Consider the following 12,088-nt stretch of genomic DNA (forward strand, 5'->3'; position numbering starts at 1 on the left):
CGGCCGAACCCGTTCAGCGGTACGCCACCGCACGGCCACGCTGCGACACTGCCGCACATGAGTGACCCGAGCACCACACAGCCGGACGTTCCCGTCGTTCCCGGACCGGTTGCGTTCGACCCGCCGCCGGAGGCGCCGCCGCCGGCCGTCGTGCCGCCGCCGGCTCCGGTGCGCAACGCACGTCGCCTGACGGCGGCCGTCGGCGTCGCCGGCCTCGTTGTCGGGCTCGGGCTCGGCGGCGTGGCCGGCGCGGCCGTAGCCGGCGACGGCGATGCCGTGACCTCGGTCGTCGTGACGCCCTCGCCGGTGGTCACGACGGCCTACAAGATCGAGACGGTCTACATCCCATCGCCGCCGGCCACGACCGCACCTGCCACGACCACGCCGGCCACGACCGCCGCGCCGCCGCCGGCCGCCGGGCCGGTGACCTCCTTCGGCGACGGAACGTACGAGGTGAACGTCGACATCGCGCCCGGCACCTACAAGACCAAGGTTCCGGCGAGTGAACGCAACTGCTACTGGGAGCGGATGAAGGACTTCGGCGGCGGGGTCGGATCGATCCTGGCCAACGACAACGCCGGTCCCGGCTCGCCGATCACGGTCAAGATTGCCAAGTCCGACGCGGGGTTCAAGAGCGACGGCTGCGGCACGTGGGCGAAGACCGGGTGACGGGCCGCCGCCTCGCAGCCGGCCGATTCGCGGATCGGTTCGTGAGTAACGACGAGCCACACCCCTCCCACCGGCGCGACCGGACCTAGTACGGCATCCTGTTCCCGTGCAGTTCGAACTCGGGACCGACGGCCCGAAGGTCATCGTGGTCGGTGTCGACGGCTCGGACACGTCGATGCGGGCCGGCGCCTACGCCGCGGGGCTGGCCCGCCGCCAGCGCGCCCGCCTGGTCGTCGTCTTCGTGACCGGAGCCCCGGCCGCGAGCCGCCTGGTCGCCGAGGCGGCCGGCGCCGTCGAGCAGGCGATCACGGAGTCGATCGAGGACATGCGCCGGCAGGTCCACGAGGGCGCCCTGCACGCCGGCGTGACGACCGACTTCGTCGCCGTGCGCGGCGACCCCTACCAGGAGCTGGTGCGCGTGGCGACGGAGCTGCGCGCCGACGCGGTCGTGGTGGGGGCGAGCCGCCGCTTCGGCCATCGCTGGGTCGGCTCCCTGGCCGTGCGCCTGGTGAAGTCCGGCCGCTGGCCCGTCACCGTGGTGCCGTAGCGCCGGGGAGGTAGGTCGCCAGGAGGGTCGCGGCGTCGGGAGCCACGTTCACCTGGGCCGCGCGCAGGTCCGGGTGGGTCAGCCACCACTGCCGCGCCGCGTCCGGCCGGCCCTCGTACGTCGGGGGCCAGCTCGTGCACGGCGTGAAGACGTCCATGACGACGAGGCCGCCCGGGCGGAGCCACTCGGCCGGGTCCAGCGGCGGCTCGGAGCCCTTGCCCTGGCCGCCGCCGTCCAGCACCAGCAGGTCGAACGGGCCGTACGGCCGCAGCTCGCGCCAGTCGCCGGTCACGACCTCGACCCGCGGCTCGTCGCGGAACAACCGCGCGGCCGCGGCGGCGCGCGCCGGGTCCCGCTCGATGCTCACCAGGCGTGCGCCCGGCGCCGCGCCCGCCGTGAGCCAGGCCAGGCCGACCCCGGCGCCGGTGCCCGTCTCGCCGATCACGCCGTCGCCGACGCCCCGGGCCAGCACGCGCAGCAGCTCGCCCTGTTCGGCCCGGCAGGACCGGGCGAAGCCGGCGGCCCGGGCGGCGGCGACCAGCGGGGTCACCACGGCAGGCCGCGCCGGTCGACGGGGCCGCGGCCCCGGTGCGACGGTGCGACGGCCGCGCACGCGGTGTGCCGCTGCCACGTCACCGGGGGAGCGGTCACTGGAACTTGCGGGCCGAGCTGTCGCGGTTCTGGGCCGCCGGGGTGTCGGTGAAGGCGCGGCGCAGCAGCTCGTGCTCGGCCCGGCGGTCCTGGGTGACGTCGTGCAGCGTCAGGACCATGCCCCGGACCAGGCGGTCGTCGCGCAGGTCGCGGAAGATGACCTCGAGCAGGACGCGGCGGCCGTCGGGGCGGCGCAGGCTCCACTGGTCGCGGGTGCCGTCGCGGTCCTCGGCGAGGGCGCGGGCCACGGTGCGCTCGACCTGCTCGCGGTCCTCGGGGGCGACGATCTCGCGGAGGGTCGCGAACGGTGTCGGCCAGATGCCGAGCACGTCGGTGACCGACGGGCTGGTGTACCGGACGCGCTGGTCGTCGTCGAGGACGAGCACGACGTCGCCGCCGTGTTCGGTGACGGCGCGCAGGTATTCGTCGCTGTCGCGGCGGCTCGCGGCGTCGGTCAGGCCGATGCGGGCCAGGGCGAGGGCCGCCTGCGCGGCGACGACGGAGACGGCGTCGATCGCGGTGAGCAGGTCGCGGCGGCGCCCGGCCACGTAGAGCACGCCGGCGTCGAGCGGGCAGACGAGCACGTGGTCCCACTCGGAGAGCTTGGCGCTCCACAGCGGCGGGATGTCGCCGATCGGCTGGATGCGCGGCGCGGTGTGCTCGCCCAGCGGCAGCAGGTCGGTGAGGCTGAAGTCCACGACGATCGCGTGCGGGGCCTCGGCGGGCAGCAGCGTGGCGACGGCCGACTTGACCGCGGCCGCGACCTGCCCGGCGTCGTGGGCGCCGACGAGCACGGTGCCGGTCTGGCGCAGGGCGCGCTCGCGGCGCAGGGCGCTGGCGTGCTTGCCCATCGCGTCGCTGAGCCGCACCACGAGCAGCACGAGGGTGATGCCGGAGGCGATGGCGATCATCGGGCCGTCGTGCACGCCGCCGGTGAGCGCCTGCACCAGGAGCACGAGCGGGGCGAACGCGACGCAGGCGAGCAGCAGGGCCAGGCCGAGGCCGCGCATCGGCTCGCGGGGGGCGCGCACGGCGCCGGTCGGCGGGGCGGTGAGCCCGGTCATCGAGGGGCGCAGGGCGGCGGCGGCCCAGGCGGCGTACGACACCACGTAGGCGAGGTCCGCGGGCCCGCCGGGGCGGACCGCGTCGTGGGCGGCCTGGCCGACCTCGTACCACACGTCGCCGGTCAGCATCGCGGCCGCGCCGAGCGCGAGCAGGATCGCGGACGGGCTGCGCGGCGCCGCGCTGACCAGCCGGACGGTCACGACGAGCACGATCACGTCGCCGAGGGTGAAGGCGGCATCGGTGGACCAGTCCGCCGGGCTCAGGCCGACGGCGAGGCGCGGGGAGGCGATGAACACCCAGGCGGCCAGCAGCGCGGCGGTGGCGAGCGCGAGCAGGTCGATCAGGCGGGTGCGGTCGTCGAGGACCGTGCTGGCGCGGGTCAGGCCGATGAGGGCGACCGCGCCGACCGGGAACATCGTGAGGTAGGCGACGTCGGCGAGGGCGGGCGGGTCGTCCGGCGTGAGGCCGTAGAGGACGTCGCCGACCGTCATCGCGATCAGCGCCGCGGCGAGCGCCCACCAGGGGGCCGGCCGGTGCGGGCGGTGCCGTGCGATGCCGGCGGCGATCGCGCCGGCCGAGGCGAGGCCGATCGCCGCCCAGACGACCGGGGCCAGGCCCGGCCGGACGAAGAGCACGGTCGCCAGGGCCGCCACGAGCACGGCGTAGCCAGCCAGGAGTCGTCTTCCGCGCAGCACGCCCATCGACATCCTCACCCTCGGTGATGCCATCTATACCACAACGTGATCGATCAGCCCAGATCCCGCAGGTCCGACAGCAGCCAGGGGGTGACCCACTCCCGGCGCTCCCGCTCCGCCTCGCCGGCCAGGGCCCGGCTCGGCATCTCGATCAGCAGCAGCAGGCAGAACTGGATTCGGTACAGCATGAGCCGCACCCGCTGCGCGTCCGTGAGCGCGACCGAAGACTGCCCGTAGTACCCCCGCAGGACGGGGTGCCCGGGCTCGTCCTCGATCCGGCGCCCGATGGCGGGGGAGACGAAGTCGTAGAGCGGGTCGCCCCAGAAGTACCGCTCGCCGTCGACGAGCCCGGTGAGCCGCCCGTCCTCGCCCAGCACGTTGCCGTCCCAGAGGTCGAAGTGCACCAGGCTCGGCGCCGTGACCTCGGCCAGCGTTCCCGCGTGGCGGTCGAGCACCGCCATGATCCCGGACTCGGGCACCGGCAGGTCCACGCCCCAGTCGCGGCCGTCGGCGAGCAGGTCGGCGGTCATCGCCGCGAACGCCGCGGGCCACGTGCCGCCGCTCGCCCGGCCGGGCCCGTCGTAGCCGAACCGCTCGCCGGTCACGGTGTGCAGGCGCCGTAGTGCCGCACCCAGCTCGTGCCGTACCGATGCGTCGTCTGTATGCGGCTGCGTCAACGGGCGTCCCGGCAGCCGTCCGGCCAGGACCAGCTCCTCGTCGGCGGCGAGCACCGGCGGCACCGGTACCCCGGGGGCGCGGCCGGCCCGGCGGTAGTAGCGCGCCTCGGCGGCGATCAGCCCGCGCTCGTAGCGCAGCAGCGGCACGCCCGGCGGCGGCCCGATCTTGACCACGGCCTCGGTGCCGTCGTCGAGGGTGACCGCCCAGACGGCCGCGAAGGTCCCGCCGGAGAGCGGTCCACAGTGGACGGCTGTGCGGCCCGTGCGCTCGCGCAGCAGGGCCGTGACGGCCGCCGGCGTCAGCTGCCGCTGGGTGGGACTGATGACCGCGGACACCGATACACCCTACCGCCGGCCGGGACATTGACGTCGCTCGGTCGCTTGATCGCCTTATGAATTGAAGGACATCATTGGTAGCGTGCTCGGATCAGCCTTACTCCATGGGGAGGCCAAGTGAGGAAGAGGCTCGCGAGTATCGCCGTGGCCGGCCTGATCGCCGGGGCCGGGGTGGTGGTTGCCCAGACACCGGCGGTCGCGGCACCCAGGGCCCCGCACGGTGACCTCCAGGCGGGGATCCGGCGGCAGCTCGCCGCGGGTGTCCAGGTGGTCCCGAAGCAGACCGCGTCCGGCAAGGCGGCGGCGACCGGGGCCGCGAACCCCTACACCGCGCTGCTGCGGGACCCGGCCAAGGTCGACAAGTACTTCTGGTCCGAGCAGGCCAAGGCGGCCGGCAAGGCCCGCGCCCAGCAGCGGCAGGCGCAGAACACGCTCGCCGCGGCGAACCCGATCATCCACGACGAGGCCGAGCCGAAGGGCACCCACGGGTCCAACGACTCGCACGCCACCGCCGAGCTGATCAAGGGCTTCGGCACCGGCAAGAAGCTCAACAACCGCGTCCGAGTCCTCGGCCAGCTCTCGCCGGAGGCGGTGAGCCCCTCGGCGCTCAACCCGGCCGCGGAGGACGACGGCTCGATCCCGCTCGCCTTCGAGTTCGGCCTCGGTGCCAACCGCAACGGGTTCAGCACCACCGGCGTCATCGGCGACGGCCCGCACGGCAGCACCGGCGACGCGACCGGCGACTTCGACTTCGTCAAGGTCCACGGCCACGCCGGGCAGCGGCTCATCGCCGGCACCTCGGGCGCCCTGGACACCGTCGTCGGCCTCTACGACGCGACCGGCGAGATCGTCGCCGCCGACGACGACAGCGGCCCCGGCCTGAGCAGCCTGCTCGACTTCGCCGTCCCGGCGACCGGCGACTACTACCTCATGATCGCCGGGTACGGCCTGGGCACCGTGTTCCCGGCCGACCCCTTCGACTCCGGCAGCGGCCTCGGCACCGGCCGGGAGGGCGCCTACAACCTCGACGTCTCCCTCGCCTACCCCGACCTCGACTTCTACGCCGTGGACCTGGTCGCCGGCGACGTGCTCGGCGGCTCGGTGGCCGGGGTCGGCACCCGCCTGACCGTGCGCGACCCGGGCGGGCGGGTCGTCTTCGGCTCCGAGCAGGACGCGAGCTTCATCTACGCGCCCGCCTCGCCGCTGCCGGGCGGCGGCAACGCGGTCGTGTCCTACGTGGCGCCGCGCGACGGCCGCTACACCATCGAGGTCGGCGGGGCCGCCGGGCAGTACGACATCACCGTCGAGGCCTACCGGCCCGGCCCCGAGGCCCTGGAGCAGGGCGTCACCCAGACGCTCTTCCTGGACTTCGACGGCGCCCGGATCAACACCGCGATCTTCGGCGGCCCCGGGGTGCGCCAGCTCAGCCCCCTGCAGGGCTTCCTCGGCCGGTGGGGGCTGAGCGCCGCCGACGAGGACAAGGTGATCAACGAGGTCATCGCCACGGTGCGGGAGAACATCCTGACCGACGCGAAGGCCCGCGGCACCGACCCGCGCATCGGGCTGAAGATCCTCAACAGCCGCGACGACGCCGACCCGTTCGGCCGGCCCAACGTGCACCGCATCGTCGTCGGCGGCACCATCGCGGAGTCGGGCATCGACACGATCGGCATCTCGCAGTACATCGACCCGGGCAACTACGCGACCGAGGACAGCGCGATCGTGCTGCTCGACGTGCTCAGCGACCCGGGCGGGGACGCGTCGCTGAACACGTACATCACCCCGGCCAGCGACAAGATCAAGTTCATCGGCCGGGCGCTGGGCAACGTGATCACGCACGAGGCCGGGCACCTCTACGGCAACTTCCACACCGACCCGCTCAACGACACGCCCAACCTCATGGACGCCGGCGGCGCGTTCCCGGGCCTGTTCGGCGTCGGGCCGGACAACATCGGCGGCACCGCGGACGACGTCGACTACGACTTCGGCGAGGAGGTCTTCACGCCGGACGAGGGCCTGGCCGGCACCGAGGACACGCTGAACACCACCGCCTGGGCCCTGGTGAAGGGCAAGGCGAAGTAAGGCCGGTCACCCTCCGGCATGATCGGCGTCCCCGGCGGGGTTGTACCCGCCGTGGACGTCGTGGTGATCGGCGCGGGACAGGCCGGGCTGTCGGCCGCCTACTGGCTGCGGCGGCGCGGCCTGTCCTTCGCGGTGCTCGACGCCGGCGCGGGGCCGGGGGGCGCGTGGCGGCACCGCTCCCCGTCGCTCGGCGCCGGCTCCCTGCACCGCATCTTCGACCTGCCCGGCCTCCCGTTCACGCCCCCGCCGGGCGGCTCGGCGGCCGAGGTCGTCCCGGCGTACTTCCGCGACTACGAGGCCGCCTTCGACCTGCCGGTGCTGCGCCCGGTCGCGGTGACCTCGGTGTCCCGCGACGGCGACGGCTTGCGTGTCGACGCCCGCACCGGCTCGTGGAGCGCTCGCGCCGTCATCAACGCGACCGGCACCTGGACCGCCCCGTACGTCCCGTACTACCCGGGGATGTCCGACTTCCGCGGCCGCCGCCTGCACTACGCGGACTACCGCGGCCCCGGGGAGTTCGAGCACCAGCGGGTGCTGGTGGTCGGGGGCGGCGCGTCGGCGATCCACCTGCTGGCCGAGCTGCCCTCCGCGGTGTGGGTGACGCGCCGCGAGCCGGTCTTCCACGCCGGCGAGTTCACCGAGGACCACGGCCGCGAGGTCGTGGCGCGGGTCGCCGCCCGCGTGTCGTCGGGCCTGCCGCCGCGCAGCGTGGTGAGCGTGACCGGCCTCGGCTGGACCGACCTCGCCCGGCGGGCCGAGGAGCGCGGCGCCCTGCACCGGCGCCCGATGTTCGACCGGCTCGTGGCCGGCGGCGCCGTGTGGGGGTCGCGGTTCGAGCCGTTCGACGCGGTCATCTGGGCGACCGGCTTCCGCGCGGCCCTGGCCCACCTCGCCCCGCTGCACCTGCGCGAGCCGGGCGGCGGCATCCGCATGGAGGGCACCCGCGCCGTCCGTGAACCGCTGGTCCACCTGATCGGCTACGGCCCGTCGGCGAGCACGGTCGGGGCCAACCGGGCCGGTCGCGAGGCCGTGCACGCGTTGGCGGCGGTTCTTGGCTCGGGCCGCGTCACGATCTGACCGTTGTTCCCACCAGGAATCCCGGCGTCCGCGGGACAAGACCGCACCGGGTCATCGGCACACGCAAGTCTTGTGTTAAATCTCAGCCGCAGGGTCCGAGGGGTCTGGACATCGAAGGGTGCGACTGTCAAAGTCTGCCGCGTGGCTGACAACGGGTTACCGGTCCTTCGCGCACGGGTACGGTCGGTGTCCAGCGCCGTGAAGGCGAACCCCGGGCTCTACTTCGGCGCCTTCCCGGCCGCCGACTGGCCCCTGGTGATCGCCGCGTGGACGGCAGCGGACCTGCTGCGCCTCGCCCCCGCCGCCCCGGTGGTCGACGTGATCCTGCATCGCGGCGGCCCGCTGTCGGCGACCGTGCGCGGCGCGACGGTCGCCGCCCCGCCGAACGAGGGCCGGCGCCCCGTGGCCGACATCATCCGCTCCGGCCTGTGGTACACCGAACTGTCCCGGTCCACGACCGTCCACACGACCTCGGACCACCCGTCGCCCCTGCCCGGCGAGCCGGACCGGGTCTGGAGCGGCCTGACCGTCACCGTCCACTCGCAACTCGACGCGACCCTCTTCGGCCTGCCCGACGGCACCTGGTGGCGCGACGGCATCGAGCGCTTCGCGAAGATCCTGGCCACGCCGCGGCACCGCCCGCCGGACGGCCGCCGCGTCCACGTCGTCGACGAGCTCACCGGCGAGAAGGCCAGCCTGCCGTAGCCGGGGGCCCCGGCAGGACGGTGCCTAGGTGCGGCTGAGCCGCACGGCCAGGATGTGCTTGCAGGGGCCGCGGCCGAGCCCGTGCTGGGCGAACCACCGGCACGTGCACCGTTCCCCGTCGTCCGTCGCGCGCACCGTGTACGGGGTGCCTCCACTGTGGACCACGGCACCGTCCGCCGACGGGTGCACGGCCCCGGCCGCGACCAGCGCCCGCGCGTCGCGCAACCGCGGCTGCTCCCCGGCGTCGACGAGCGCGTCCAGCGGCAGCACCCGCTCGAACGCGACCCCGTCGGCGAGATCGAACCCGGTCCCGCCGGTCGAATCGCTGCCGGCCGAGTCGCCGCCGTCGAGGATGCCGCCCTCGCCGCAGAACGCGCGGCTCGGCGCCGGGCTCAGCATGGCCGTGAACCGGGCGCCCGGCAGGTCGAGCACCCAGGCGGAGGCGGTGCCCAGCCCGAAGGTGCGGACCCCGCTCGCCCGGCGCAGCAGCGGCTCCACCACCCGCAGCCGGTCCAGCCCCGCGATCCCCACCGCCCCGGGCACCGGCCGGGTGGACAGCCGGGGGCCGACCGGCGACGGAGCCGCGAAGAGGGTGCCGTGCTGCGGCCCGCGCGGCAGGGCCTGCAGGAACCGGCGCACGGCCGCGGCCGGGTACCGCGCCCCCGGCCCCATCGCCCGCGCCAGCACGTGCACCTCGGCGAGGCTGCGCACCCAGCGCTCGGGCAGCGGAACCCGCCGCTCGACCACGTCACCGTCCAGCGTGGACAGCCGCAGCTCGTCGGCCCCGACGGCGAGCCGCATCGGATCGAGCCCGCCGATCCCGGCGAGGGCCTCGCGCATGGGCGCGTTGACGTCCACATTGGTCGTTCCGCACGCGCGCGGCGCGGACTCGAGCGCTTCGGGGAGCAGGTCGAGCCGGCCGTAGACGCCGCAGCACGCCGACAGCGCCTCGAACCGCAGGTGCCCGGCCGCGTCCGCGGTCACCAGCGGATCGGCGGCCCGGATCGCGGCCGTGACCATGTTCGGCGGGGTGTAGAAGCGGGTGCGGGCGATCCGGGCCACGGCCAGCAGGGCGGCGGCGACGGGCTCGGCGTGCTCGACGAGGCCGTCGTAGAAGGACGGGTTCGGCTCCGGGCCGCCGCTCGTGGACAGCACCGTGCCGCGATCGTCCACGGTGGAGGGTCGCAGGTACCGGTAGGCCTGCTCAACGTCGCTCATGCCGGCTCGGCCAGCAGCGCCCGGGCGGTCTTCGCGGCCTTGGACGAGCCGGTGAATCCCGCCAGCCACGCGCGCAACTCGGGCGACCCGGGGACGCCGCCGGCCCGGACGGACTCCTCGTGCAGGGTCGCCATGAGCGCGTGCAGGCCGGGGTGGTCGCGGGGGAGGCGCGGCAGGGTGCGGGACAGCACGTCGGCGACGGCGGGCGCGGCGCCGGACGCGCGCAGCGCCGAGGACCAGCGGCTCGCGGTCGCGTGGCGGGCCAGGGTCACCATCGCGTCGGCGAGGAGGGCCGGGTCGAGGCGGCGGGGCGGTACGACCGCGGCGAAGGCCTCGGCGGCGCGCGTGCGGGGCCCGATCTCGGTCGCGGTCAGCCCGGCGGCGAGGACCCCGGCGGCCAGCGGCCCGAGCCGCCCGGGGTGCACGGCGAGGGCGTCGAGGACCGCGGACGCGCCGTAGGCCCGCTCGGTGCCGGCCGCGCCGAGCATCTCCCCGAGGGCCTCGCCGCAGAAGACCTCGGCGTCGTGCGGCCAGGTCTGCGCCAGCCACGGAATCCAGCCGGGCTCCGGCCAGTGCCGGACGGCTAGGACGGTCGGCTGGTCGGCGGCGCCCTTGTACGTGCGCAGGTCCGGCTCGGACCACTGCACCGACCGCGTGTACGGCCCGTCCCGGTAGGTGTGCCGGTGCTCGGTGACCCGCAGCGGGATGTCCACGGCCCGGCCCTGGCCCGGATCGCCGAGCCGGGCGGCGAGCAGGTGCGGGTCGTCGTTCAGCGGGGCGCGGGAGCGGGCGGCGGCGATCCACACGGCCCGGTTGCCGATCGGGGCGGGCGGCCCGCCGAGCGCGTACCGCACCGCGGCGCCCGCCTCGCCCGGCAGCCCGGCCGCGGCGCGCAGGGCCCCGGCCCGGCCGTCGGGGTGCACGCGCAGCAGCGCGGCGACGAGATCGTGGTGCGGCGGCTGCGGGGCGCAGGCCAGGCGCGCGACGAGCTCGGCCGGGTCGAGCCACCCGGACGCGTCGGTCGGCGTGGCCAGCAGCGTGCGCGGCCCGGCCAGGCGGTGCAGCTCGCGGATCCGCTCGGCCGGGAGCGTCCCGCGCGCCTTGGAAGGCTCGCCGAGCACGAGGGCGGCGACGGCGTACCCGAGCGACCCGTCGTCGCCGCGCCGGTGCACCCGCCGCGCCGGCCCGGACAGGTCGCGGCCCACCCGGCCCGCGGCGACGTCGGCGAGGAAGCGCTCGATCTCGAACGGGTCCGTCTCACCGGCGAGCAGCGCCGCGACCCGCTCGTCCACCGACCGCTGCTGTCCCGGCCTGCCCGCCGCCTCCGTTTCCGGCGGCCCGGCCGGCGGCTCCGTTCCCGGCCCGCCCGGCGGCAGCTCCACAGTGGACGGACTCGCGCCGAGCCAGTCGGCGGCCTCGCGGGCGACGGTCGGCTCCAGCAGCTCCACGCGCTCGGCGATCTCCGCCATGGCGCCCGCCGCCCGCAGCAGGGCCAGGGCGCGCTGCTGCACCTCACGATGCCGATGCTCCAGGCCGAGCGCGACGACCGCCGTGATGTCGTCGGCCAGCAACGGGTTGCGCGCCCGAATCCGGTCCAGGAGCGCCAGGACGGCCAGGGGAGTACCCTTCGCCGGTACCGTCAGCGCCGCCCCGGCCCCGCCGACGAAGGCGGGGTCGTCCAGCCCGCCCGCCTTGTCCGCGGCGACCAGGTGCCGCACCGCGAACGAGACGGTCGCGGGCACCCCCGACGCCAGCAGGCGCAGCAGCCGCGCCTGGTCGAGCTCGGCCGGGGCCGGTGCCAGGGCGGTGTACAGCTGCGAGAAGAAGCCGGCGCGGTACGCGCTGAAGTCCCGGGCCAGGGCGCGCAGGCAGGCGTCGAGGAGCCGCTCGCGGGGCAGCGTGCCGTCGGCCGCGAGGGTGCGCAGGCAGGCGCTCCAGCCCGCGTCCGGGTGGCTGAACTTGTCCACGTTGGCCAGGCTCACCTCGCCGCCGCCCTCGACCTCGAAGACGCGCCACAGCAGCGACTCGCGCAGCTCCTCGTCGGCGCGGATCGCGGCCAGGCGGGGCTCGGCCTCGCCCCGGTCGCCCAGGGCCGAGATCATCGCCAGCACGTAGGTCTCGTCGCGCTCCAGCGTGATCTGGCCCAGCCGTTCCAGGGTGCGCACGCCGGCGAACATCGCCCGCTGCGGCCAGTGCACCGCGATGTTCCCCACGACCTCGGCCACCTGCTGCCGCAGCCGCGCGGGCGGCGGTCCGGTGGGCGGCGGCCCCGGATCGAGCCGCCACAGGTCCGCCAGGAGGATGCCGACACCGTCGTCCGACTCCCGTAGCCGCGCGTACATGGCGTCGATCGTCAGCATCGCGGC

The 12,088-nt window shown here is 75.5% G+C and carries 10 protein-coding genes; 5 read left to right on the forward strand and 5 right to left on the reverse strand.

The genetic code is table 11. The annotated features are described in order from the left end of the window. Positions 1–57: 57 nt before the first annotated feature. Positions 58–669 carry a hypothetical protein gene (locus ACQP2P_RS19360; RefSeq protein WP_433617879.1) on the forward strand — a complete coding sequence of 204 codons (612 nt, stop codon included), beginning with the start codon at positions 58–60 and terminating at the stop codon, positions 667–669. Positions 670–775: 106 nt separating this feature from the next. Continuing rightward, entirely contained in the window at positions 776–1,216 is a 441-nt protein-coding gene (locus tag ACQP2P_RS19365; protein WP_433617881.1) for a universal stress protein, read from the forward strand. Here ACQP2P_RS19365 and ACQP2P_RS19370 read toward each other — a convergent pair. The 3 genes from ACQP2P_RS19370 to ACQP2P_RS19380 form a co-directional block, all read right to left on the reverse strand. Continuing rightward, entirely contained in the window at positions 1,200–1,766 is a 567-nt protein-coding gene (locus ACQP2P_RS19370; RefSeq protein WP_433617883.1) for an O-methyltransferase, read from the reverse strand. The two genes, ACQP2P_RS19365 and ACQP2P_RS19370, sit on opposite strands and share 17 nt — an antisense overlap. A gap of 97 nt (positions 1,767–1,863) precedes the next feature. After that, positions 1,864–3,633 carry a PAS domain-containing protein gene (locus ACQP2P_RS19375; RefSeq protein ID WP_433617884.1) on the reverse strand — a complete coding sequence of 590 codons (1,770 nt, stop codon included), beginning with the start codon at positions 3,631–3,633 and terminating at the stop codon, positions 1,864–1,866. 47 nt (positions 3,634–3,680) lie between these two features. Beyond that, a complete protein-coding gene (locus ACQP2P_RS19380) occupies positions 3,681–4,640 on the reverse strand; it encodes a phosphotransferase family protein (protein WP_433617886.1) in 960 nt (319 codons plus the stop codon). Between the two features lie 117 nt (positions 4,641–4,757). Here ACQP2P_RS19380 and ACQP2P_RS19385 point away from each other — a divergent pair, with 117 nt between their 5' ends. The 3 genes from ACQP2P_RS19385 (at position 4,758) to ACQP2P_RS19395 (ending at position 8,504) form a co-directional block, all read left to right on the forward strand. Continuing rightward, entirely contained in the window at positions 4,758–6,722 is a 1,965-nt protein-coding gene (locus tag ACQP2P_RS19385; RefSeq protein ID WP_433617887.1) for a hypothetical protein, read from the forward strand. A gap of 51 nt (positions 6,723–6,773) precedes the next feature. Then, complete coding sequence (locus ACQP2P_RS19390; RefSeq protein ID WP_433617889.1) at positions 6,774–7,799, forward strand: FAD-dependent oxidoreductase; 1,026 nt, start codon at positions 6,774–6,776, stop codon at positions 7,797–7,799. A gap of 186 nt (positions 7,800–7,985) precedes the next feature. Continuing rightward, entirely contained in the window at positions 7,986–8,504 is a 519-nt protein-coding gene (locus ACQP2P_RS19395) for a hypothetical protein (protein WP_433617891.1), read from the forward strand. Between the two features lie 24 nt (positions 8,505–8,528). On the opposite strand, the gene ACQP2P_RS19400 is transcribed toward ACQP2P_RS19395, so the two are convergent. Next, entirely contained in the window at positions 8,529–9,722 is a 1,194-nt protein-coding gene (locus tag ACQP2P_RS19400; RefSeq protein ID WP_433617893.1) for an SWIM zinc finger family protein, read from the reverse strand. Then, positions 9,719–12,082 carry a DUF6493 family protein gene (locus ACQP2P_RS19405; RefSeq protein WP_433617895.1) on the reverse strand — a complete coding sequence of 788 codons (2,364 nt, stop codon included), beginning with the start codon at positions 12,080–12,082 and terminating at the stop codon, positions 9,719–9,721. Before ACQP2P_RS19405 ends, ACQP2P_RS19400 begins: the two co-directional genes overlap by 4 nt. Positions 12,083–12,088 lie beyond the last annotated feature (6 nt).

The sequence above is a fragment of the Dactylosporangium sp. CA-139114 genome (genome assembly GCF_050955725.1).
Taxonomy (GTDB): domain Bacteria; phylum Actinomycetota; class Actinomycetes; order Mycobacteriales; family Micromonosporaceae; genus Dactylosporangium.